This window comes from Brenneria sp. g21c3 (assembly GCF_040240345.1).
Classification (GTDB): Bacteria; Pseudomonadota; Gammaproteobacteria; order Enterobacterales; family Enterobacteriaceae; genus Brenneria.
Window position 1 is genome coordinate 39,203 of the sequence record NZ_JBEIAB010000006.1, and the last position, 23,919, is coordinate 63,121.

22 protein-coding genes and 1 pseudogene are annotated in these 23,919 nt (G+C 49.8%); 17 read left to right on the top strand and 6 right to left on the bottom strand.

Annotated elements, in window-relative coordinates; translation table 11 throughout:
* Nucleotides 1-13: 13 nt before the first annotated feature.
* Together ABRZ28_RS11320 and ABRZ28_RS11325 are read right to left on the bottom strand one after the other, a co-directional pair.
* Nucleotides 14-858, bottom strand: a protein-coding gene (locus ABRZ28_RS11320; RefSeq protein WP_330520296.1) for an IS5 family transposase whose coding sequence is annotated in 2 segments (ribosomal slippage) — nucleotides 14-513 and nucleotides 513-858 — 846 coding nt in all. Because the reading frame shifts where the segments join, the coding sequence is not laid out codon by codon here.
* A gap of 252 nt (nucleotides 859-1,110) precedes the next feature.
* A pseudogene (locus ABRZ28_RS11325) lies at nucleotides 1,111-1,250 on the bottom strand (integrase); the annotation flags it as partial.
* 110 nt (nucleotides 1,251-1,360) lie between these two features.
* Here ABRZ28_RS11325 and ABRZ28_RS11330 point away from each other — a divergent pair.
* Together ABRZ28_RS11330 and ABRZ28_RS11335 are read left to right on the top strand one after the other, a co-directional pair.
* Complete coding sequence (locus ABRZ28_RS11330) at nucleotides 1,361-1,606, top strand: hypothetical protein (RefSeq protein WP_319602957.1); 246 nt, start codon at nucleotides 1,361-1,363, stop codon at nucleotides 1,604-1,606.
* 205 nt (nucleotides 1,607-1,811) lie between these two features.
* Nucleotides 1,812-2,009: an antitoxin VbhA family protein gene (locus ABRZ28_RS11335; RefSeq protein WP_319602907.1), complete on the top strand. Its 198-nt coding sequence runs from the start codon at nucleotides 1,812-1,814 to the stop codon at nucleotides 2,007-2,009.
* A gap of 181 nt (nucleotides 2,010-2,190) precedes the next feature.
* Here the strand turns inward: ABRZ28_RS11335 and ABRZ28_RS11340 are convergent, their stop codons facing one another.
* The 4 genes from ABRZ28_RS11340 to ABRZ28_RS11355 all read right to left on the bottom strand — a co-directional run bounded on the left by ABRZ28_RS11340 (nucleotide 2,191) and on the right by ABRZ28_RS11355 (nucleotide 7,243).
* Nucleotides 2,191-3,222 carry a S66 family peptidase gene (locus ABRZ28_RS11340; protein WP_330520297.1) on the bottom strand — a complete coding sequence of 344 codons (1,032 nt, stop codon included), beginning with the start codon at nucleotides 3,220-3,222 and terminating at the stop codon, nucleotides 2,191-2,193.
* Between the two features lie 197 nt (nucleotides 3,223-3,419).
* Nucleotides 3,420-3,638: a KTSC domain-containing protein gene (locus tag ABRZ28_RS11345; protein ID WP_319602905.1), complete on the bottom strand. Its 219-nt coding sequence runs from the start codon at nucleotides 3,636-3,638 to the stop codon at nucleotides 3,420-3,422.
* 187 nt (nucleotides 3,639-3,825) lie between these two features.
* Entirely contained in the window at nucleotides 3,826-5,496 is a 1,671-nt protein-coding gene (locus ABRZ28_RS11350) for a methyl-accepting chemotaxis protein (protein WP_330520298.1), read from the bottom strand.
* 334 nt (nucleotides 5,497-5,830) lie between these two features.
* Nucleotides 5,831-7,243 carry a diguanylate cyclase gene (locus tag ABRZ28_RS11355; RefSeq protein ID WP_330520299.1) on the bottom strand — a complete coding sequence of 471 codons (1,413 nt, stop codon included), beginning with the start codon at nucleotides 7,241-7,243 and terminating at the stop codon, nucleotides 5,831-5,833.
* A gap of 198 nt (nucleotides 7,244-7,441) precedes the next feature.
* Here ABRZ28_RS11355 and dsrB point away from each other — a divergent pair, with 198 nt between their 5' ends.
* The 15 genes from dsrB to ABRZ28_RS11430 all read left to right on the top strand — a co-directional run bounded on the left by dsrB (nucleotide 7,442) and on the right by ABRZ28_RS11430 (nucleotide 23,883).
* On the top strand, nucleotides 7,442-7,642 hold the full coding sequence (dsrB, locus tag ABRZ28_RS11360; RefSeq protein WP_330520300.1) for a protein DsrB: 201 nt from the start codon (nucleotides 7,442-7,444) through the stop codon (nucleotides 7,640-7,642).
* A 1,589-nt stretch (nucleotides 7,643-9,231) separates the two neighbouring features.
* Nucleotides 9,232-9,585 carry a flagellar transcriptional regulator FlhD gene (gene flhD, locus ABRZ28_RS11365; protein WP_319602901.1) on the top strand — a complete coding sequence of 118 codons (354 nt, stop codon included), beginning with the start codon at nucleotides 9,232-9,234 and terminating at the stop codon, nucleotides 9,583-9,585.
* Nucleotides 9,585-10,163: a flagellar transcriptional regulator FlhC gene (gene flhC / locus ABRZ28_RS11370; RefSeq protein WP_319602900.1), complete on the top strand. Its 579-nt coding sequence runs from the start codon at nucleotides 9,585-9,587 to the stop codon at nucleotides 10,161-10,163. The genes flhD and flhC overlap by 1 nt, the downstream gene beginning before the upstream one ends.
* Nucleotides 10,164-10,294: 131 nt before the next feature.
* Complete coding sequence (motA, locus tag ABRZ28_RS11375; protein ID WP_319602899.1) at nucleotides 10,295-11,185, top strand: flagellar motor stator protein MotA; 891 nt, start codon at nucleotides 10,295-10,297, stop codon at nucleotides 11,183-11,185.
* Nucleotides 11,182-12,231, top strand: coding sequence for a flagellar motor protein MotB (gene motB / locus ABRZ28_RS11380; RefSeq protein ID WP_330520301.1), 1,050 nt, complete (start codon nucleotides 11,182-11,184; stop codon nucleotides 12,229-12,231). Before motA ends, motB begins: the two co-directional genes overlap by 4 nt.
* 37 nt (nucleotides 12,232-12,268) lie before the next feature.
* Complete coding sequence (gene cheA / locus ABRZ28_RS11385) at nucleotides 12,269-14,266, top strand: chemotaxis protein CheA (protein WP_442878689.1); 1,998 nt, start codon at nucleotides 12,269-12,271, stop codon at nucleotides 14,264-14,266.
* Between the two features lie 33 nt (nucleotides 14,267-14,299).
* Complete coding sequence (gene cheW / locus ABRZ28_RS11390; RefSeq protein ID WP_319602897.1) at nucleotides 14,300-14,797, top strand: chemotaxis protein CheW; 498 nt, start codon at nucleotides 14,300-14,302, stop codon at nucleotides 14,795-14,797.
* 137 nt (nucleotides 14,798-14,934) lie between these two features.
* Nucleotides 14,935-16,626: a methyl-accepting chemotaxis protein gene (locus tag ABRZ28_RS11395; protein WP_330520302.1), complete on the top strand. Its 1,692-nt coding sequence runs from the start codon at nucleotides 14,935-14,937 to the stop codon at nucleotides 16,624-16,626.
* Nucleotides 16,627-16,971: 345 nt separating this feature from the next.
* Nucleotides 16,972-17,847, top strand: a complete 876-nt coding sequence (cheR, locus tag ABRZ28_RS11400) for a protein-glutamate O-methyltransferase CheR (protein WP_319602895.1) — start codon at nucleotides 16,972-16,974, stop codon at nucleotides 17,845-17,847.
* Complete coding sequence (locus tag ABRZ28_RS11405) at nucleotides 17,847-18,899, top strand: protein-glutamate methylesterase/protein-glutamine glutaminase (RefSeq protein WP_319602894.1); 1,053 nt, start codon at nucleotides 17,847-17,849, stop codon at nucleotides 18,897-18,899. Before cheR ends, ABRZ28_RS11405 begins: the two co-directional genes overlap by 1 nt.
* Nucleotides 18,900-18,937: 38 nt before the next feature.
* Nucleotides 18,938-19,327 (top strand): chemotaxis response regulator CheY, encoded by a 390-nt coding sequence (gene cheY / locus ABRZ28_RS11410; RefSeq protein ID WP_319602893.1) that lies wholly within the window; start codon nucleotides 18,938-18,940, stop codon nucleotides 19,325-19,327.
* 9 nt (nucleotides 19,328-19,336) lie between these two features.
* Nucleotides 19,337-19,984 carry a protein phosphatase CheZ gene (gene cheZ / locus ABRZ28_RS11415; protein ID WP_319602892.1) on the top strand — a complete coding sequence of 216 codons (648 nt, stop codon included), beginning with the start codon at nucleotides 19,337-19,339 and terminating at the stop codon, nucleotides 19,982-19,984.
* A gap of 260 nt (nucleotides 19,985-20,244) precedes the next feature.
* Nucleotides 20,245-21,396: a flagellar biosynthesis protein FlhB gene (gene flhB, locus ABRZ28_RS11420; protein WP_319602891.1), complete on the top strand. Its 1,152-nt coding sequence runs from the start codon at nucleotides 20,245-20,247 to the stop codon at nucleotides 21,394-21,396.
* On the top strand, nucleotides 21,389-23,470 hold the full coding sequence (flhA, locus tag ABRZ28_RS11425) for a flagellar biosynthesis protein FlhA (protein ID WP_330520303.1): 2,082 nt from the start codon (nucleotides 21,389-21,391) through the stop codon (nucleotides 23,468-23,470). Before flhB ends, flhA begins: the two co-directional genes overlap by 8 nt.
* Nucleotides 23,467-23,883, top strand: a complete 417-nt coding sequence (locus ABRZ28_RS11430; protein WP_319602889.1) for a flagellar protein FlhE — start codon at nucleotides 23,467-23,469, stop codon at nucleotides 23,881-23,883. The genes flhA and ABRZ28_RS11430 overlap by 4 nt, the downstream gene beginning before the upstream one ends.
* Nucleotides 23,884-23,919 lie beyond the last annotated feature (36 nt).

Consider the following 23,919-nt stretch of genomic DNA (forward strand, 5'->3'; position numbering starts at 1 on the left):
TAGGCTGTGTCCCTTAATTGCATAACTTCTTGTAAAAGAGTCGGATGCAGCCCAGTTTCACCATCGACAGATAATTTCTCGCCGTTTTGTCGTAGCGTGTGGCAATACGCCGGTACTCTTTTAACCGGCCAAAACATCTCTCCACTACGTTGCGGCGACGGTAAACGTCACTGGCGAACCGTGAGCGTCCGTCAGAAGCCATTTTTTCATTAGATTTTCGAGGGATAACTGCTTTTATCCCTTTTCGTTTCAGTTCGTTACGAAGCGCATGCCCTGAGTAAGCTTTGTCAGCCAAAACCGCATAACCACGGCGCTTCATACTGCCGTTCTGACGCTGAACACCAATACCATCCAGCAGGCGTAATGCGAACTGGCTTTCATGAGCCTGTCCGGGACTCAGTACAATGTTTAGCGGGAGACCGCCTGCGTCTGTCGCCAGATGGATTTTGGTGCCAAAACCACCGCGAGAGCGACCCAGCCCATTATCTCCGGTGATATCGGGATGTTTTTTTGAGCACCGGCAGCGCATTTCAGCGCACGGATATTACTGCCATCCAGCGCAGTAGCAGACCAGTCAACAAGGCCATGTGCATCAAGTAATGAAAGTAACTTGTTGAAAATAATGTTAATGACACCAGATTTAGACCACCGATTAAAGCGATTATAAACCGTTTTCCAGGAGCCATATCGCTCAGGTAAATCGCGCCATGGCGCACCAGAACACAACACCCAGAACATACCGTTGATGACTTTACGATGCTCAGCCCATGGGCGTCCGGCTCGTGGGGATGTAGGTTCAGCAGGCAGTAAGGGCTGGATGATGCTCCATGCTTCATCGGGAAGATCGTATCGGGCCATATCTTAAAGTGTTGTGGAAATAAGTAGTTACTATAGCTCAGATGATTAAGGGACACAGCCTACACCTTTACAAGTTTTCAAAACCCCCTCGGCGTACGCGCCGTGTGGGTTCAAGTCCCACCCCGGCACCATCGATTAAAATCAAATTAAAACAAGAAGTTAATCAAAATTGATAGCCGCTTAATAAGCGGTTTTTTTGTTCCTGAAAATCCCTTTCCTAATATGATTTTCACCTCGATGTTAGATATGTATTTATTTTGACTTTTTATTCTGCCCGCCGACAACCGGTACGATCGCTATTTTACGGTCATATCTGACGGTTTGTCTGATTGTCATATGTCCTGAAATAGCCTGCTTCTCTGCCAGGTCCCTTCTAAATCAGAAACCCCTTTCTATGACCTCCGTTAAAAATGGGGGGATTACCGAATAACTCATTCACGATGGTATACTAACGTTGGTTATTAGTTTTTGAGCGATAGATTACAGGGGTATAATCATGAGTATGGATTTATCACATCTGGCCGAAATGACGCCATCTGAGGAAGCAAGGTTCTTTACCATTTTTGATCGACAACTGGAATATGATGACGGTGAAGAGTCCCGCGCCAATCTCCGTAGTGGCGTCGCAATTTATTACGCCGAACGAAATACGCCAGAAGGATGCGTTATCAAGGAGTATCCAGATGGACGTAAGGAACTGGTTAGCTTTATGACCGGCACTGAAAAAGTAGTTGAGGTTAAAGCCTGATGCGTCCCCAGCTGTGGGTTATTGCTGCCCCCAACGGGGCCGGTAAATCAACCTTAGTTAAACGTCATATCATGGGAAAGATGGCGGTTGTTATTCCTGATGATATTGCTCATTAGAAGGGGATAAGCAATCTTTACAGTTTTGCATGATTTTAGCGGCTAACATACTACAATACATAGCTAAAAAATTTTAAACGGAAGGGCTCATGTCAAACAGTGCAATCAGGATAAGAGGATTTCAAAAAGCAGAGGCGAGTCTGGAACTTGAAGGCATGAACCCAAACGGTACTCCTCTGTATGAAGATATTAAAAAGCGTATTATTTCCGGTGAAATATCCTACGAGCAGGGCAAAGCAGAAGTTTTTGAGTACCATTCCCGCCGTGCTAAACAATATCAAGCATGAATGACAAAAAAGGTCCGTATAAATCTGGTAAACCCTTTTATCGTCTAATCAGTCAATATCAGGAACAGATGGGGTCGTAGTCATCTTTCGATGCTACATACAAGATGTTGCAAGACATGGTCTTCATTCCTATATGATTCCCGCAAGTCTTTTACTCTGCCTCTACTTCTGCATATTCTGCTTATGCATCAGATAAAAATCGGCTAATGATGGAAACGCTTTGCTGGTCAAAATCGATGTTCAGGGTCGCGCCAAGCGGCAACGTCAACATAGGATGCGTATGGCAACAGTCGAATCCATCAATAATCGGCATGGATTGATCGCCCAGCACTTCGCGTAAAACATCATAGGGTTGGCGCCCGCTGCCGGCATGATTAAAAAGCTCGTGTTTGCCTAATATGATCGCGCTGACCTTAGCGAAAACACCATTTAGCTTAAGCATGGAAAATGAACGTTCAACGGTGGCGATATTCTTCATACTGTCTTCGATAAAGAGGATGTCGCCGCGACGGATCTCAGGCATCCATTCACTTCCCCAAATTCCCGACAAGGTATTGAGATTCCCGCCGATAACGCGACCTTCAACCTGTCCTGAACCGATAAAGCGGCAGTTATTATCATAGAGTTTTTTGGCGCGTACAGGTTGCTTATCATTCCAGTTCAGGCGCTCGTCAGTCCAGCTTTTTGGCAAGGTATAGCGATAGTTGCCGCTCCAGGGGCGTATCAATAGGTCAAAAAACGATTGATAAGTTAAATCAACAAGCGGAGGAAATTCGCCGAAAGAAGCCACCAATGCCGGGCCATAAAAGGTTATCAAACCTGTTTTAGCATAGATACCGGCCAGCAGCGCGGTGGTATCTGAATACCCGATGATGATTTTGGGATCGGCGATCAGCGCATCGTAATCCAAAAACGGCAGCAGAGAGTTACTATTACTGCCGCCAATGGTGGACATCACGCAACGAACCTGTGGATCGCGAAGCAGCGCATTGAACTCATCGGCACGCTCTGCTATTGAACCGGAACGATAATAGTCGGACTTTCCAGTCAAGCTACCGGCTTTAAGCCTAAAGCCTTTTGCTTGCAGATAGCGTCTTCCCCGATTAAAGCGGATGGGGGCTTCCACCGTGGCCGGTGAGGATGAGGAAAAGAAACCGATCGTATCGCCGATTTTTAATCGATTGGCTAATCGCCGAGCGCTTGATCCCAACATCTTAGCTCCTTGTTTTCTCTACTGAAGAGACCAACGGGATTAAATAAGAAGCAGAATATATCAATTGCGAGGCATACCGTCTAACTGGCGCGATTCGATCAATCACCGCCTGTCAGAGAATGAAACATACTATGCAGGGGAGGGGCGTCACTTGCGATAACAAGTGACAGGTTCTTGTATCCGGTTAATTTTTATGATTATTTTATTTTCCGGCACAAGAATTTATCTTTTATCACCCCATCAAAAAAGCGGCCTTTAGAGACAACCGCGGCAGAAATAAATTTCCCATGGGTACGAACAGGAACACCAATGTACTGATAAATATCTTTGTTAATAAATTCTATTTCAAGAATGCGTTTTTCCGGATCGTATCCAATCGAACGAATCCTTGATGATGACACCAATTGCCGCTGCAATGACTGTCCCTCCTTTGTATGGAACGTTAGGTGAAACTATAAAGGATTTTAAGCGCGTCGTGTTGTCAATGATCAGGCTTATTTGTTGAATAACCATCAGAGTTTCGTTTTGCTATCGATTTGAATAAGGGAAATTCCAATGCGTTGGCGAGCGATATGCGGGCGATATCGCCCGCATGCGTGTCGGTTAAAAGGTTTCCCAATTGGTGTTATCGGTACTGGTTTTTTTGGACGCGGTTGAGGTTGAGGTCAGCGTCGGCATTGGCTTTATGGTTTTTTTCCCTCCCGGTTTTTCTACCGAGTCGGAAAGTTTGAAAATAGAGACGATTTCAGTCAAACGGCGCGCCTGCTCTTCAAGAGACGCGGATGCGGCGGTCGATTCTTCAACCAGCGCGGCGTTTTGCTGAGTAACGCTATCCATTTCGACAACGGCCTGACCAACCTGACTGATCCCTTTGCTCTGTTCATTCGACGCGGATGCGATTTCACCCATGATATCGGTGACGTTGGTTACGGCTTTCACAATGTTTTCCATGGCGTCGCCGGCAAGCGTTACCTGGTCAGAACCGGTTTTGACGTTATTAACCGATTCATCGATTAGCCCTTCAATCTCTTTTGCTGCCTGCGCACTACGCTGAGCCAGACTACGAACTTCACTGGCAACCACGGCAAATCCGCGCCCCTGTTCTCCGGCGCGCGCCGCCTCGACGGCCGCGTTCAGCGCGAGAATGTTGGTTTGAAAAGCAATGCTATTGATAACATTGATGATATCGGCGATTTTCTGCGAGCTGTTGGTGATTTCTCCCATTGTCTTGATGACATCATTGACAATATCTCCGCCATTGTTCGCCAGTTTCGACGCATTCTGCGCCAAAACGCTGGCCTGACTGGCGTTATCCGCATTCTGTTTAACGACGGCGCTGAGTTGCTCCATGCTGGCCGCGGTCTGTTCCAATGCCGATGCCTGTTCTTCCGTACGGGAAGATAAGTCCGTGTTGCCGGAGGCGATTTCACCTGAACCACGATAGATGGCGCCTGCGCTGTCGCGGATATCCGATACCGTCGTCACCCAGTTGTTCTGCATTTGCTGGAGAAAAGGAATCAACCGTCCGACGCAGTTGTTGCCCATATCAATAATATGGGTATGTAAATGACCAACCGAAAGAACCTGGAGATGTTGTTTAATTATTTCAAGTGGTTTGACCACGAAAATGGCCAGATAGCGATCGGTGAGCAGTACGATAGCCAGACCAATAACCAGCGCGACAATCAGGATCTTCTGGCACCAGCTAACCCAGGCATCAATCCGGTGTTGCGCATCGCTTTTCAAGCCATCGATAACGACGTTGTATTTATCAATCGCGTTGGTGAAATTTTGGCGCAGAGGACGATAGGTCTGGGTGGCATAACTCACGAAGTCGTCAATACGGTCGGCTTTGACGGCTTCATAAAGCGGCAGTACGCCGTTGCTGTATAATTGATATGAGCTGTTATATATATCGTCAATGGTGGCGGGAGCGATATTGGCATGATCGGTCGTTTTGAACTCATTCAGACCGTTCCTGATTTGTTCTAACTCACTGCTCACTAATTGAAGTTCCGTATCCGCTTCAGCCGCATTGTTGTTCTGTTTTGCGCGTACGGCTCGCTCAAGCGCGCTGATAATACGGTAATACTGCCCGTTAGCGCCATTAATGATATCGCCGTTATTTTGCTGCACGTTGGTTAATTTCAGTTCAGACGTTAACTGACTCAGTGAATACAATGCAAACGCTGAAACTCCCCCCCAAAGTAGAGAAAAGAGTATAAGGATCAGAATCATCATGGTTCTGATTTTGATGTCGCGTATCAAGTGCATAGTTTAAATCCTGGTGGTAAATGATAAAACGATAATCCTAATGAAGACAGGATCGCTATTCGCGTGTCCCTTCGGGGGTCAGCCTGTCTGTAACCCAGCAGGCTGATCAATTGTCCATGGCGGTATATCTCTTGCGTTTTTGTTATCGGCAGGTAAATGGCTAATTCCATCAGCATTTACAATTATTTATTCTGATTAATGTTAATTTTTGTTACCGATGAGAATGACAGCCGAGACAGCGATACCGGGGAAGCAACGAATGGTCTAATCCGTCGCTAAATCAGGGTATCGCCGGGGGATAATTATCGATAGGGGAGAACAGGAAGATGAATGACTACTCCTGTGAGAGCGCTATGCGGTTCCTGCCATTGGCTTTTGCCTGATAAAGCGCGACATCGGCCGCATTTATCAAATATTCATAATCAGGATGCCCGTTGTACTCCGCAATGCCCGCACTAATGGTTATCGTGACTACCTCATTGTTTTGCAATCGGATTTTGTGGTTTTGAATTTTTTCTCTAAGCCGCTCGATAAAGGTATAGGCCGCATCTTTCGACGTTTCAATGAGGACGAACATAAACTCTTCTCCACCATAGCGAAATATGTAATCACTGCTTCTGGTGTTTTCATAAAAAAGTTCCGCCGTTTTCTTCAACACCGTATCGCCGACCGTATGACCGTAGGTATCGTTAATGGCTTTAAAATGGTCAATGTCGATCATCGCGATAGTGAGAGGGGCGCTTTTACGCATGGCCAACGAGGTTTCATGCCGCAAGATGGTCGGCAGAAAACGGCGATTCAGTAATAGTGTTAATGTATCCTTGCCGCTTTCCAACTTTTGTACTTCATCAAATAAAGATCCGATAAAAACGCGGATTTTATGGATCCTGTTTCTCACCGACTTAAGTAATGGCGCGTAGGCATCCTGCGTCAGAGGAATATTGTTATTAAAATGTCCGATATCTTCATCAACGGCGTTTATCATATCGCTGATCGCCTGCGCATCCGGTGTATTGCCGAAGTAAGGCTTCCCTTTGTGGTAAAACCATAAGCCGAAATCTGAATCCGTCAAGGATTGAACGGTTATCAGCGGCGCGCCGGTGGCGATATTAAAAATAAATGTGTTCTCCCAGTTTAACAGCGCCGCGTTTTGACGCTCCCGTTCTATATCGGCGTTATTCAGAAGTGATAACAGGCGGTATGATTCTTCTCTTTTTGCCGCGCTGGCGTGTGAATGCGAATAGGTGGCGCTCATTATCTCCGTTGCGATATCTATGGATATGGATGCAAAGCGCAGCGTTTCGAAACAGATGGACTTGTCGCTCGTCATCTGTGAAACATATTCATAGAGTTTCCATTTTAAGCGCCGGGCGCCGCGGCCGACCAATTCAATCGGAATACCGATGCGGGCATGAATCAGGCCGATTTTTTTCTGGTAGGCGATCAATTCATCCAAATTTTCGCCTGTGTTGGACAAAATCACTGCGATCCATTGCTGCATTGAGGAGAAAAGCCGGCTATGCACCTGCTGACTTGAGAGAAAAAGCGCCGCTTCCGGATCCTTTAGCATATGCGAGTAAAACTCACCCGCCAGCATGGAGGACTTTTCCCTGGCTAGGGTATGCAACAGATTAAATGCATCTGGCGAGGTTATCGATATCAGTTTTTTCCATTCGGCTAGGGTGACGTGATTATCGTCTGTTTCTTCATTTGCTATTTGTCGATTAGAATTCAATAGTTCGTCCAACTTTCAACCTCTTCTACGGCTAGGAGGAGTGTACCAGATGAAGCTGATTAGTTTAGCCTGAGTGGTTGGCTTATGAAGAGGTATTTCTGCAAAAGCATGAGGGGTGGTAATTAAAGCAACGGTATATCATTTTCTTTATCGTCGGGTTTTCATCGATGGGGAAAATGTCTTTTCCACTGGGTATTTTGAGAAAGAGCTATGAAAGTTAATGATGTAGTTACGGTCAAGACCGACGGCAGAGCGCGCAGGGAAGGCGTTATTCTGGCTGTTGAAGCGTTTCAGGAAGGGACCATGTACTTGGTCTCGCTGGAAGATTATCCCGACGGCGTGTGGTTTTTCAATGAAGTTGAAAGCAAAGACGGGACGTTTGTCGAGCTTAAGCATCCGTCAGGCGAGTAATTTACGGCCGGTATTGTCCGACTAACGGTCAATACCGGCTGCGAGGAGGACGCCGGGTTAGCCGACGCTGCCGTTTTCGCTGCTCGACCCGACGGGTTAATTACCGCTACGGATCGTGATAACCGCGTCATTTGCTGACAACCGCGCAAAGCCGCCCAGAATAATGACAAATAAAGAAACGAACGATAAATGACTTGGCATACCAGGTTTGCCTTACAGTTCATATATTGCCGCTTTTATCTCCATTCGCTCATAGCCAGAACATGTAATTATATTTATCCTACGGCTGCGGTTCGTGCTGAGATTGTGTATTTAACTGTCGGCGCCGCTTCAGTTTTTCTAAATATTCCATCTGAATATCATCGCCGCATTGCAGTAAATCTGAACCCTGGCTTCTTGCGTTCTCCGTTATGCCGCCTATCCCTTTAACCAGGGAGGGCGTCGCGGGTTATGAATCGCAAAAGGCGGATAACTATTTGATGATAAAATGGAAAGATAGAGTGTTATTACTCAATGCCGGATAGGCGCGGCCGGTTATGCTGACGATGCGATGTTATTCATCGTTTTTCTGAATTCAATCATCGGGTATTCCTGCATCAGGATGATGATTTGATTTATCGGTAATTTACCTGACAGATGTCTTGCAGCCTATGGGTAATGAATCCATTGATGTCGCCTGTCGGCATGATGTTTTAAAATAAAGGGTTTCCCCATTATTTATGGTGTGTATGGAAAAGCATTATCGTTATAGGAATTTATTAAATGACGTTATTTTTGTTGCAACAGTTTTATTCCAAAAGTTAACAATGTTGAGCGAGGATGCTTTATAAAGGTTAATTAGTCTTATTTAGCGCTTTTTTATTAATTGATCCGCGAGATTGCGCCATTATGCGAAACTTGCCGAGCCACTTTCGATAATACATCTTACCTTATCAATTCGCCTGGCGGAGGTCGGTTCATGGATGGCGTCAATCGGCAAGGATTTACATTTTATGACAAAAAAATGCTGGTGTTAAATTAGCGCGCCCATAAATGTTAGTTTTATGTAAATAAAGTAATTATTAATATTAATATAAAACTCGTATAACTTTTCTTTTTTCATTTTTTTATTTAATTATCAATTGTATATAAAAATTCTAGTGATTTTTTGAATGTTTTTTATATCGTTTTGTAACATGTAATAGGATTTTAGCGCATTAAAAATGCAGGATTAAAAGCGATTGTGGGCGGAAAAGTTGCTCATGATGCTTTCAATTTTGTGATCCGTATCACATAATCATCAAAATCACTCGTCGGCCGCGTTGTATGTGCTAAGGATTAGGCGGTACAGTTGCATTGATTTAGGATTAATCCTATGCTGTGGCTTTACAGATGTAAGCTTGAACGATTTTAATGTACAAGATGGCGAATGGAGTCGACGCATAATGGATAAAGTTGACAGATGTGCATACGGTCTAAATAAATATAAGAAGAGATAACCAGCATTTGGCTGGTGCTTTTATGCCATCCATGGAGAGTGATTTTTGAACTGGGCGATATGCTCTATCACCTAACTTATGTGTTAAACGTAGCCTGTTGGGATGGGAATTATGGGTACCTCTGAATTACTCAAACACATTTACGACATTAATCTGTCTTATTTGTTACTGGCACAGCGTTTAATTAACGACGAAAAGGCTTCGGCTATGTTTCGTTTAGGCATTGATGAAGAGATGGCCGATATGCTGATGAATCTCACTTTGCCGCAAATGGTTAAATTAGCTGAAACCAATCAACTGATATGTCATTTCCGTTTTAATGATCACAATACCATCAAACTCTTGACTCAGGAATCGCGTGTGGACGATCTGCAACAGATACATACGGGGATTCTGCTGTCGAGCCATTTATTACAACAGTTGACTTCGAAAGAAGAAAATCTGCCTAAGAAAAGGGCATTGTAATGGCGGAAAAAAGTATTGTTCAGGAAGCGAAAGATATCCAGTTAGCAATGGAGCTCATTTCTCTGGGTGCTCGTTTGCAGATGTTGGAAAGTGAAACACAGTTAAGCCGCGGCCGCTTAATCAAGTTATACAAAGAACTTAGGGGAAATCCGCCGCCAAAAGGCATGCTGCCTTTTTCAACGGATTGGTTTATGACCTGGGAACAGAATATTCACTCATCGATGTTCTACAACGCCTATAGTTTTTTGTTAAAAAGCGGTCAGTGCTGCGGCGTCGAGGCGGTAATTCGCGCCTATCGTCTCTATCTGGAGCAATGTCCGCCGCAAAATGATACGCCATTGCTGGCGTTAACCCGCGCATGGACGTTAGTGCGTTTTGTCGACAGCGGTATGTTGCAACTCTCTGCGTGCAGCTGCTGTAACGGTATGTTTATCACTCACGCGCATCAACCCAAAAACAGTTTTGCCTGTAGCCTGTGCCAACCCCCTTCCAGAGCGGTAAAAAGACGTAAACTTTCACAAAACCTTGCCGATATTATACCTCAACTGCTGGATGAACAGGTAAAACACGCAGTCTGAGCCTGGTAGCGATTTGTGAATCTATCACTGTTTGTTATTGAGGGCAGTGATAGATATCTTCTCAAGTAATTCCTGCCGTCGCGCTGCGTTTTATCTCTCTCCAGCCCACCTTTTGTTTATAAGGATCTCTTGTGCTGGTTATATTGGGTTATATCGTAATTATGGGGTCGGTACTTGGCGGTTATCTCATGGTCGGTGGGGCCCTGGGCGCGCTTTATCAACCTTCTGAACTATTGATCATCGGTGGGGCCGCCGTTGGCGCCTTTATCGTTGGTAACAATGGTAAAGCGATAAAAGCCACGTTGCGCGCGTTACCGCTTTTAATGAAAAAATCTAAATACAACAAAGGGTTGTATATGGATTTGATGGCGGTTCTTTTTCGACTGATGGCCAAGTCGCGTCAACAGGGCATGCTTTCGCTGGAGTTTGACATCGATAACCCCAATGAGAGCGAAATCTTCTCCAGCTATCCCAACATTTTGTCTGATAGCAACCTTATCGAATTCATCACCGACTATCTCCGTCTGATGGTGAGCGGCAACATGAACGCGTTTGAAATTGAAACGCTGATGGATGAGGAAATCGAGACCGTCGAACACGAAAGCGAAGTGCCGGCAACCAGCCTGACCATGATGGGAGACGGCTTGCCCGCGTTTGGTATCGTGGCGGCGGTAATGGGAGTGGTGCATTCTCTGGCCTATGTTGACCGCCCGGCGGCGGAACTGGGGATGATGATCGCGCATGCGATGGTTGGGACCTTCCTGGGGATCCTGCTGGCCTACGGCTTCGTTTCTCCGCTTGCCGCGCTGTTACGGCAGAAAAATGCCGAGAAGATCAAAATATTGCAGTGCATCAAGGTGACGCTGCTTTCCAGCCTGAATGGCTATGCGCCGCAGATCGCCGTCGAATTTGGCCGCAAAACCCTCTATTCGACGGAGCGTCCTTCGTTCACCGAACTGGAAGAGCACATCCGCCGCGTGAAAGCGCCGGCTCAGCAGAAAACGTCGGAAAGTGACGCATGAAACACCAACACCCCATTATTCGCAAAAAGCGTAAATCCGGGCATGCCGGCCATCACGGCGGCTCCTGGAAAATCGCCTATGCCGATTTTATGACGGCCATGATGGCGCTGTTTTTGGTGATGTGGTTGATTGCGATTTCCACGCCGATGCAGCTTGCGCAGATCGCGGAATACTTTCGCACGCCATTAAAAATAGCCTTGACCGGCGGCACCAAGGCCAGCGAAAGCGAAAGTCCCATTCCCGGCGGCGGGGATGATGCGACCCAGCAGCAGGGCGAAGTGAAAAAAAATATAAAAATAGACTCGCCGGAACGTCGGTTGGATGAAATCAGGCTGAATCGTCTGCGCGAGCGGTTGGATCAGCTTATTGAATCCGATCCGCGCTTGCGGGCCTTGCGTCCCCATTTGCTGATTGAAATGGTGGATGAAGGGCTGCGTATCCAGATTATTGATAGCCAAAACCGCCCGATGTTCAAAACAGGCAGCTCGCAGGTCGAGCCTTATATGCGGGATATTTTGCGCGCCATTGCCCCCATTTTGAATGATATTCCCAACAAACTGAGTATTTCCGGGCATACCGATGACGTTCCCTACGCTATGGGCGAGCGCGGCTACAGCAACTGGGAATTGTCCGCCGATCGCGCCAATGCGTCACGCCGGGAGTTGATCATCGGCGGGTTGTCCGAGGGGAAAGTTCTGCGGGTGGTCGGCATGGCGTCAACCATGAGCCTGAAGCAGGCCGCTACCAGCACGGATGAGATAAATCGCCGTATCAGTCTGTTAGTGCTGACCAGAGAGGCGCAGAGAAATATCGAGCATGAGAATGCCGAACAAGCGACGAAAGATTTGGGATCGCCGGAAGATTTACGCAATATGGGGCTGGAAAATCCTAAACCTACCGCTTCATCTGCCGACAATAATAGTGATGTGGATAAAAGGGATGAAATTTCACCACAACCCGTAAATGGAGTTCCTGCTCCAGAGCGTCAACAGCCGACTACTGAGTTGCCTGCTGCGCCAGACAGTCAGGCGACGCCTTCTCAATAAGCCGCGATTCACAAGAGGTGACCACGTGAGCATGGACATGAGCGCTTTCTATCAAACATTTTTTGATGAAGCCGATGAATTACTGGCGGATATGGAACAGCATCTGCTGTTGCTCGATCCGCAAGATCCTGATACGGAACAAATGAATGCCATTTTTCGGGCGGCTCACTCGATAAAGGGGGGCGCCGGGACATTCGGCTTTACCGTTTTACAGGAAACCACGCATCTTTTAGAAAACCTACTCGATGGTGCCAGACGCGGTGAAATGCGTCTTAGCACCGACATTATCAACCTGTTTTTGGAAACTAAAGACATTATGCAGGAACAGTTGGACGCCTATAAAACCGCGCAGGAGCCCAATGCCGAGAGCTTTGAGTATATCTGTCAGGCTCTGCGCCAACTGGCATTAGAGTCTCAGGCGGAAAGCGCCGCGCCGCAGACGCCGACCGCGCCGGCCGCTGAGAATAATCCAGCCGCGCCTGCGTCAGTCGGGCAGGGCGAGATGCGAATTTCCCTGACTGGTCTTAAGCCGCAGGAAATTCCGCAAATGCTGGAAGAACTCGGCAACCTGGGTACCGTGAAGGATCCGCACCAGACGGATAACAGCCTGGAAGTCACGTTGGCGACATCGGACAGTGAAGATGATATCAGCGCGGTTTTGTGTTTCGTGCTGGAGCCTGAGCAAATCAACTTTCACGCGGTGACGGCCACGGCCGGTCAACAGGAAACCGCGCCAGCGCAAGACGAAGCGAAACCAGCTGTAGAAGCGCCAGCGGCACCAGCAGCACCGGCTCCCGCCGCCGCCGCCAAGCCGCAGCACGTCCCCAGCGCCGCGAAACATAAAACCGGCGACACCAGTATTCGCGTAGCGGTGGAGAAGGTTGATCAGTTGATAAACCTGGTCGGCGAATTGGTCATTACCCAGTCCATGCTGGCCCAGCGTTCCAGCGAACTTGACCCCGTCGCACATGGCGACTTGCTCAATAGCATGGGGCAATTGGAGCGTAATGCCCGTGATTTGCAAGAGTCGGTGATGTCCATCCGTATGATGCCGATGGAGTACGTGTTCAGTCGCTTCCCGCGTCTGGTTCGCGATTTGGCGGCCAAGCTAGACAAACAGGTGGAACTGACATTGCTCGGCAGCTCTACCGAGTTGGATAAGAGCCTGATTGAACGAATTATTGACCCGCTTACCCATCTGGTGCGCAACAGTCTTGATCACGGTATCGAATCACCGGAGAAACGCGTCGCGGCGGGTAAATCGGAAGTCGGCAATCTGACGCTGTCCGCCGAACATCAGGGCGGCAATATCTGCATTGAAGTCGTCGATGACGGCGCCGGTCTTAACCGTGAAAAGATTTTGGCGAAAGCGCTTTCGCAAGGACTGGCGGTCAGCGACAGCATGTCCGATGAGGAAGTCGGCATGTTGATCTTCGCCCCCGGCTTCTCTACCGCGGAGAAAGTGACCGACGTTTCCGGGCGGGGCGTTGGCATGGATGTGGTGAAACGTAACATTCAGGAAATGGGCGGCCATGTTGAAATCCATTTCCAGGCGGGGAAAGGCACCACGATCCGCATTTTGTTGCCGTTAACCCTGGCGATCCTCGACGGCATGTCGGTGAAGGTTAATAACGATGTCTTTATCCTGCCGCTTAACGCGGTGATGGAGTCGCTACAGCCGCAGGCCGAGGACTTATACCCGCTGGCCGGCGGAGAACGCGTGTTGCAAGTGCGCGGCGAGTACTTGCCGCTGGTTGAGCTGTTCCATATCTTTGATGTGGATGGCGCGAAAACCGATCCGACCCAGGGCATTGTGGTGATATTGCAAAGCGCAGGGCGTCGTTATGCGCTGTTGGTGGATCAGTTAATCGGCCAGCATCAGGTTGTCGTCAAGAACCTGGAAAGTAATTATCGCAAGGTGCCGGGCGTTTCCGCCGCGACTATTTTGGGTGACGGCAGTGTCGCGCTGATTGTGGATGTTTCGGCGTTACAGGCGCTTAATCGTGAAAAACGCGTGGTTGAAACCGCTGCTTAACAATAAATAGAAGGTTGATGAAAGGTGGAAAACATGACTGGACTTGCAAACGTCACGAAATTAGCGGGTGAAACGGTGGGACAGGAATTCCTGATTTTTACTCTGGGTGACGAAGAGTACGGCGTTGATATCTTAAAGGTACAGGAAATCCGCGGTTATGATCAGGTAACCCGCATCGCCAATACGCCCGCCTTTATTAAAGGCGTGACCAATCTGCGTGGCGTGATTGTTCCTATTGTCGATTTGCGTATTAAATTTGCCCAGCAGGAAGTGGATTACGACGACAACACCGTGGTTATCGTTTTGAATCTCGGGCAGCGCGTGGTCGGCATCGTTGTCGATGGCGTATCCGATGTGCTTTCTTTAACCGCCGATCAGATTCGCCCGGCGCCGGAATTTGCCGTCACGCTGTCAACCGAGTACCTGACGGGATTAGGTTCATTGGGCGAAAGAATGCTGATCCTGGTCGATATAGAAAAACTGCTCAGCAGTGAAGAAATGGCGCTGGTCGACAGCGTGACGAAAATCTGAGTGCATTGTTGATCCGCGGGGCCATCTGCCGGCCCCGCGCTTTTCCCTTCGTATTTCTCCCGCCATTCGAAAAATCATAAAGATTTTCGTCGTCATGCCGATACTAGCGACAGGTGATCTGCTCAAGGGAAATGAATATGTTCAATCGCATGAAAGTTGTTACAAGTTTGATCCTGATATTGGTGTTATTTGGCGCGCTTCAGCTGGTTTCGGCTGGTTTGTTTTTTGGCTCGCTAAAAAATGATAAAGATATTTTCAGTTCAACGCAGGTTATCAATCAGAAGAAAGCAGACTTAGATGCCGCGTGGTCATACTTGCTACAAACGCGAAATACATTAAACCGGGCGGGCATTCGCGTTGCCCTGGATAAGGAAGGGCAAGGCGTGGGCGCCGCGTTTGATGAACTGCTCGCCCTGGCCAAAACGCAGTTGGACTCGGCCGGTACGCATTTTAGCAACTATGAAAAAACGGCGCTGGTCGAGCAACAGGATCCGGCGGTCGCCCGCGCGGTGAAAGAGAACTATGCGGCGCTGCATCAGGCTCTGTCTGAACTGGTCCAGTTTCTGGCCAACGATGAGTTCGCAAAATTCGTCGAACAGCCCACCCAGGGATTTCAGGATAACTTTGAAAAGGCCTATTACGCCTATCAGGCGGATAGTGAGAGGTTGCATCAGTCGGGGATCGCCGAAAACGACTCGGCTTATGATTCTGCGCTTTGGGTATTAGGCGCCATCGTTATTTTGGTTCTCGCCCTGGTGCTGATTGCCTGGTTCGGCGTTCAAAAATTAATCACCCGGCCGCTCCATACCCTTGTCGAGCATATCCGCCATCTGGCCCGGGGCGATCTGACGAAGGCGATCGATTTTCACAGCAAAAATGAAATGGGGATATTGGCGGACAGTATCCGGAATATGCAAAGCGAGTTTATTACCACGGTAGGCGCGGTGCGTCAGGGCGCGGATGCCATTTATAGCGGCGCCGGCGAAATCAGCGCGGGCAATCACAATCTTTCCTCGCGCACCGAGCAGCAGGCAGCCTCTCTGGAGGAAACGGCGGCCAGTATGGAGCAACTGACTTCCACCGTGAAACAGAACGCCGAGAATGCCCGTCAGGCCAGCCAATTGGCGTTAAGCGCGTCGGAAACCGCGCAGCGGGGCGGCAAGGTCGTCGATAACGTGGTCAAAACGATGCACAACATTGCCGGCAGCTCGCAAAAAATTGCCGATATCACCAGCGTGATCGACGGCATTGCTTTCCAGACCAACATTCTGGCATTGAACGCGGCCGTTGAAGCGGCGCGGGCCGGGGAGCAGGGGCGCGGTTTTGCGGTGGTGGCCGGCGAAGTGCGTAATCTGGCGCAGCGCAGCGCCCAGGCGGCAAAAGAAATTAAAGGTTTGATTGAAGATTCTGTAAATCGTGTCGATGAAGGATCTGTGCTGGTTGAAAGCGCGGGTGAAACGATGGAGGAAATCGTCAGCGCGGTAACCCGCGTAACGGACATCATGGGTGAGATTGCCTCCGCTTCCGATGAGCAAAGTAAAGGTATCGATCAGGTCAGCCAGGCGATCACCGAGATGGACAGCGTGACGCAGCAAAATGCGTCGTTAGTCGAAGAGTCCGCTTCCGCCGCCGTGGCGCTGGAAGAGCAGGTGAAGCTGCTTAATGAGGCTGTCGCGGCATTTCGTATTGCCGATACCGATACCGGTGGCAATGTTTCCCCAACCGCACAGGCGGAAAGCCGGCAGAAACCGGCTTTGTTGGCGGTCGCCGGGAATACGGATAAAAAGCCGAAAGGAAGTCCGTCGGCGGAGAATTGGGAAACGTTCTGATAAAGAGCGTCGCCACGGGATAAGGCGAGAATGCCTGCCGATATGCGCGTCAGTCGCATGGCGAGTTTGTCGGCCGGCGCTTCAGGGCGCGCGTTCATGGGCAATCGAGTAAATCGTGCAGGCTGTTACTGAGATGGGTAGCGCCACAATACAGCGTTAGTAGAACAAGTATCGCGTTCGCTCGCGGAGCGGGTCGCGTTACTGACCATACAGAGTCAGTTTTGATCTTGTCTCGCCACAAGATGACTATCTGATAAATGATAACAAAGACAAACCTGCTACAGCTGTAAGGGAAGTTCAGATTGGAAAAGACCATAGCAAACATAGATATTCGGGCGGTCTAACATGAAGAGTATACCATCGCCAAATCGCCCGGAGCCTGCATCTATCTTGACGCAGATGGTAGACCGGTTGCCGTTGTCGGACGTCCATTTCCGTCGCATCAGCCAGTTAATTTATCAGCGTGCCGGTATCGTGTTGGCCGACCACAAAAGAGAAATGGTTTACAACCGTTTGGTGAGGCGTTTGCGTTTGCTTGGGATCAATGATTTCGGTCAGTACCTGGCATTGTTGGAATCCGATCCCAACAGCGCCGAATGGCAGGCTTTCATTAATGCGCTAACGACCAACCTGACGGCATTTTTCCGTGAAGCGCATCATTTCCCGATATTGGCCGAACATGCCCGTCAGCGGCCCAATGGCTACAGCATCTGGAGTACCGCGGCGTCGACGGGGGAGGAACCCTATTCTCTGGCGATGACGCTGGCCGAAGTATTTGGTCATCGTGCCAACAGCAGTTGTCAGGTCGTCGCCAGCGATATCGACACGCAGGTATTGGAAAAAGCCTCGGCCGGTATCTACCGGCAGGAAGAACTGCGTTCGCTTTCTCCGCAGCAACTACAGCGTTTCTTTTTGCGGGGGACCGGCCCACACAGCGGATTGGTGCGGGTGCGGCCGGAACTGGCGTCGATGGTGCATTTTCAGCAACTGAATTTGTTGGCGCCGGAGTGGCCGGTTCCTGCGCCGTTTGATGCTATTTTTTGCCGTAACATAATGATTTATTTTGATAAAGAAACGCAGGAACGTATTTTGCGTCGCTTTGTCCCGTTACTTAAGCCAGGCGGATTGCTATTTGCCGGTCATTCAGAGAATTTCAGCCAGATTAGTCGAGAGTTCTATTTGCGCGGGCAGACTGTCTATGGACTGGCTAAGGAAAGATAATGAATAAAATTAAAGTATTATGCGTTGATGACTCTGCCCTTATGCGCCAGATCATGACCGAAATCATTAACAGCCACCCCGATATGGAGGTGGTCGCGACGGCGCCCGATCCGCTGGTCGCCCGCGACCTGATTAAAAAATTTAATCCGCAGGTATTAACGCTGGATGTCGAAATGCCGCGTATGGACGGATTGGATTTTCTCGAAAAGTTAATGCGTTTGCGTCCGATGCCGGTGGTGATGGTGTCGTCTCTGACCGGTAAAGGATCTGAAATCACCTTACGCGCCCTGGAATTGGGGGCGATCGATTTTGTCACCAAACCGCAGTTGGGCATTCGCGAAGGCATGCTGGCATACAGCGAATTGATCGCTGAAAAAATTCGCATGGCCGCCAAGGCGCGCCTGCCGCAGCGCAGACAGTCCAATGAGCCGATGGCGATTATTCAACATACGCCATTGCTCAGTAGTGAAAAGCTCATTGCGATAGGGGCATCGACCGGGGGAACCGAGGCGATACGTCACGTATTGCAGCCTTTGCCGCCGACCAGCCCGGCGTTGCTGATTACCCAGCATATGCCGCCCGGATTTACCAAATCTTTCGCCGAACGGCTGAATAAATTATGTCAGATCACCGTAAAGGAAGCCGAGGATGGCGAGCGCGTTTTGCCCGGTCATGCCTATATTGCGCCGGGAGCGCGGCATCTTGAACTGGCGCGCAGCGGCGCTAATTACCAGGTGCGCTTAAATGACGGCCCGCCGGTTAACCGTCACCGTCCATCGGTTGATGTATTGTTTCGTTCGGTTGCGCAGTATGCCGGGCGAAATGCCGTAGGGGTCATCCTTACGGGAATGGGAAACGACGGAGCTGCCGGTTTGTTGGAACTTCATCAGGCCGGTGCCTACACCCTGGCACAAAACGAAGCAAGTTGCGTGGTATTCGGTATGCCGCGTGAAGCTATCGCTATGGGGGGCGTCGACGAAGTGGTGGATTTGCACCAGGTTAGCCAGCGGATGTTGGCTCAAATCTCTGCCGGACAGGCATTACGTATATAAGCAGCTCCCGGTGAGCAATAAATATTTTAGGAGTAGGTATGGCCGATAAAGAACTCAGGTTTTTAGTAGTGGATGATTTTTCGACAATGCGCCGAATTGTTCGCAACCTACTAAAGGAGCTGGGCTTTAATAATGTGGAAGAGGCGGAAGATGGCGCCGATGCACTGAACAAATTGCGCGCCGGTGCTTTCGATTTCGTTATTTCCGACTGGAATATGCCCAATATGGATGGTTTGGAGTTGCTGCAAACCATTCGCGCCGACGCGGCGCTTTCAAAACTTCCGGTGCTGATGGTCACGGCGGAAGCGAAGAAAGAAAACATTATCGCCGCCGCACAGGCGGGTGCCAGCGGTTATGTCGTTAAACCATTTACTGCGGCTACCCTGGAAGAGAAGCTGGGTAAGATATTTGAAAAACTGGGTATGTAAGGGGATCTTATGAAGCCACATCCAATGCCGCCCGTAAACGATACTGCCTCCGCTACCGAGATTATTTCCCGTATCGGCCAATTGACCCGTATGCTGCGCGACAGCCTGCGGGAACTGGGTCTGGACAACGCGATAGCCGAAGCGGCGGAAGCGATTCCGGATGCGCGCGATCGCCTTGATTACGTCGTCCAAATGACGGCTCAGGCGGCGGAACGGGCGTTAAGCAGCGTCGAAGCCGCGCAACCGCGTCAGAACCAGCTAGAGGCCGAAGCCAAATCCCTGAAGTCGCGCTGGGATGAGTGGTTTGAAAATCCCATTGAGCTGGCTGACGCGCGCGAACTGGTGACCGACACCCGCAAATACCTGGAAGAGGTGCCGGAACATACTTCATTCACCAATGCGCAACTGCTGGAAATCATGATGGCGCAGGATTTCCAGGATCTGACCGGTCAGGTTATCAAACGCATGATGGCTGTTATTCAGGAAATAGAGAAACAGCTGCTGATGGTGCTGTTGGAAAATATACCTGAAAAATCGGCGGAGCCGAAACGCGCCAATGATGGTTTGTTAAATGGTCCCCAGGTGGATAAAAGCGCGGCGGGGGTTGTTTCCAGCCAGGATCAGGTTGACGACCTGTTGGACAGTTTGGGGTTCTAGTTTTGTCGAACAAAACCGGCGTGTGCGGCGGCGATACCGCGCACACGTCGGTACGAGATTCACTCCCTGTCATTTCCGGCTATGCCTATGGTCGCTTTATCGGGCCGTACTCAGCCGAACCCTGTTTCTCTTGCGCGCCTCCGGCGACTATCCAGCAAAGAAACATAGGTTTTCCCCGTTGTTCCAGCCATAAAGTTTTTTCATATTTGTCATGCTAAGCAGCAAAATCCTCTCCTAAGTAGTCATAACAGGAAGCGGCATTGGCTGAAGATAGCGATCTGGAAAAAACAGAATCCCCCACTCCCCATAAAGAGGAGAAGGCTCGCGAAGAGGGGCAGATCCCCCGATCCCGCGAACTGAGCTCTATTCTGATGATGATGGCGGGGTTGGCCATATTATGGATGGGCGGGGAATCGATGTCGCGCAAGTTGGCCTTAATGGTTAGCCAGGGGCTGTCTTTTAATTACGAAACCATCGGCGATGAGACCCAGATGCTGCGCCATATCGGCGTATTACTCAAGCTGGGGGCGATGGCGCTGATCCCCATTATGTTGGGCGCGGTGTTGGTCGCTTTATCCGCGCCGATGCTATTGGGCGGGGTATTGTTCAGCGCTAAATCAATCAAATTTGATTTAAAAAAGCTAAATCCGTTATCTGGTCTAAAACGGTTATTTTCGTCTCAGTCATTAGCTGAACTGTTCAAAGCGATATTGAAATCACTGATGGTGGGGATAGTAACGACATGGTTTTTATTGCATAACTGGCCAAAGATGCTGCATTTGATATCAGAGCCGCCGATGGCTGCGCTGGGGGATGCATTAGATCTGGCGGCAATTTGCGGCTTTCTTGTCATCATGAGTCTTGTGCCAATGGTGGCATTTGATGTGTTCTGGCAAATCTGGAGCCATATCAAAAAATTGCGCATGACCAAGCAGGAGATCCGTGACGAACATAAGGAAAGCGAAGGCGACCCGCATGTCAAAGGTCGCATTCGTCAACAGCAACGGGCCATGGCGCAGCGCAGAATGATGGCGGATGTGCCTAAAGCCGATGTCATCGTCACTAACCCGACCCATTACGCCGTCGCATTGCAATATAATGAGAAAAAAATGAATGCGCCCAAAGTGTTGGCGAAAGGGGCGGGCGAAATCGCCGCGCGCATTCGCGAACTGGGCGCAGAGCATCGGATACCGATGCTGGAAGCGCCGCCGCTGGCTCGCGCGTTGTATCGTCATTCCGAAGTCGGACACCATATTCCGGCTGCGTTATATGCTGCTGTTGCAGAGGTTTTGGCTTGGGTTTACCAATTGAAACGCTGGAAGCGCGAAGGTGGATTAATCCCGAGAAAACCTAAACACCTACCGGTGCCGGATGCACTGGATTTTGCTAAAGAGAATACTGCTGATGGCTAATTTGGCCTCTATATTACGTTTACCGAGTAATTTTAAAAGCACACAGTGGCAAATATTAGCCGGGCCGGTTCTGATCCTGCTGATTTTGTCCATGATGGTGCTGCCGCTGCCGCCGTTTGTCCTGGATCTGTTATTTACTTTTAACATCGCGCTTTCCATCATGGTGCTGCTGGTCGCCATGTTTACCCAGCGTACGCTGGAGTTTGCCGCTTTTCCCACCATCTTGTTGTTCTCAACGCTGCTGCGGTTATCCCTTAACGTGGCGTCGACACGTATCATCCTGCTGGAAGGCCATACCGGAACCGCGGCGGCGGGACGAGTCGTTGAAGCGTTCGGCCATTTTCTGGTAGGCGGTAATTTCGCCATCGGTATCGTGGTTTTCATCATCCTGGTGCTGATTAACTTTATGGTGATAACCAAAGGCGCCGGACGTATCGCCGAGGTGGGCGCGCGCTTTGTACTGGATGGGATGCCAGGCAAACAGATGGCCATTGATGCCGATCTCAACGCCGGCTTGATTGGTGAGGAGGAAGCTAAAAAGCGGCGTTCTGAAGTAACGCAGGAAGCCGACTTTTATGGTTCGATGGACGGTGCGAGTAAGTTTGTGCGCGGCGATGCCATCGCCGGCCTGATGATTATGGTGATCAATATTATCGGCGGATTATTGGTCGGCGTTTTTCAGCATAATATGCCGGTAGGTCAGGCTGCTGAAAGTTATACGCTACTGACCATCGGCGATGGCTTGGTGGCTCAAATTCCGGCGTTGGTTATTTCGACCGCCGCAGGGGTAATTGTGACGCGCGTCAGCACCGATCAGGATGTCGGCCAGCAGATGGTTACCCAGTTGTTCAACAATCCTCGGGTGATGGTATTAAGCGCGGCCGTACTGGGATTGATAGGCCTGGTACCCGGTATGCCTAATTTCGTGTTTCTGCTATTCACGGCGACGCTGCTGGGACTGGCCTGGTGGATGCGCGGCGATCAACAGAAAATGCCGGCAGTGACCCCCGAACCTTCAGCCATGGAAAAGCATAAGGTGGTTGAGGCCAGTTGGGCGGATGTTCAACTGGAAGATCCGCTAGGCATGGAAGTGGGGTATCGACTGATTCCTATGGTGGATTTTCAGCAGGATGGCGAGTTGCTCGGCAGAATCCGCAGTATCAGAAAGAAATTCGCGCAGGAAATGGGCTATCTGCCGCCGGTTGTGCATATTCGTGACAATCTGGAACTTCAGCCGGCAAGCTATCGTATTTTGATGAAAGGGGTTGAGGTCGGTCACGGCGAGGCCTATCCGGGCCGCTGGATGGCGATTAATCCCGGTAATGCGGTAGGCGATCTCCCTGGCGAGGTAACCAAAGATCCCGCATTCGGACTGCCCGCCGTATGGATAGAAAGCGGAATAAAAGAGCAGGCGCAAACGCAGGGATACACGGTAGTCGAAGCCAGTACGGTCGTTGCTACGCATCTTAATCATTTAATTAGCATGCATGCCAGCGAACTGTTTGGACGGCAAGAAGCGCAGCAGTTGATGGATCGCGTCGCGCAGGAAATGCCGAAACTGGCGGAAGACTTTATTCCGGGCGTCGTGACGTTAACGACCTTGCATAAGGTTTTACAGAATCTACTGAGCGAAAACGTTTCGATTCGCGATATGCGAACCATTATGGAAACCCTGGCCGAACATGCGCCGGTGCAGCCCGATCCGTACGAGTTAACCACCGTTGTTCGAGTCGCGCTGGGGCGCGCCATAACCCAGCAGTGGTTCCCGGGCGATGGCGAGCTTCAGGTCATTGGCTTGGACGGCTCATTGGAACGTTTGCTGCTTCAGGCGTTACAAGGCGGCGGGGGACTTGAGCCGGGTCTGGCCGACAGGTTGTTGGCACAGGCGAAACAGGCGTTGCAGCGGCAGGAAATGTTGGGCGCGCCGCCTGTGTTATTGGTCAATCACGCATTGCGCGGATTGCTGGCTCGTTTTCTGCATCGCAGTTTGCCGAATATGGCGGTGCTTTCTAATCTGGAAATCAGTGACCAGCGGCAGATCCGCATGACTTCGATTATCGGAGAGGCGCAATGAGATTTGCCCGGATAGCCGTCGCCGCACTCTTTTTCGTTGTTCCTGCCGCGGTTTTTGCTACGCCGGGCGCCTGGAATGCCAGTAAAAGAGGGGTCGTGCTGGAGCATCGCGGCGTCACCGCCTCTTCTCCCGCATTTTTACCTAGCCCTAATATGGCGGTTGGCGTCGATAAGCGCGTTACCCTGATCTACTGGCGTTATGAGTCTTTGTCTCCTGAACCTGTCGGGTTGATTGTCCGGCTTTGCACGCTGCGGCGGTGTGTGAAGTTGGATGGCGCAAGCGGGCAGACGCGGGGCTTGAGCGGGGAACCCGCTAATAGTGAATTTCGCTTTATATACTACATTGAGGGCGGCGGAAGGCTTCACCGGGCGTTTAACGTAAACAGCATCAGCCTGGCGGTTAACTATAAGTGATAACGGCTATCGGAGAAGTGAATGTCTCTATACGGC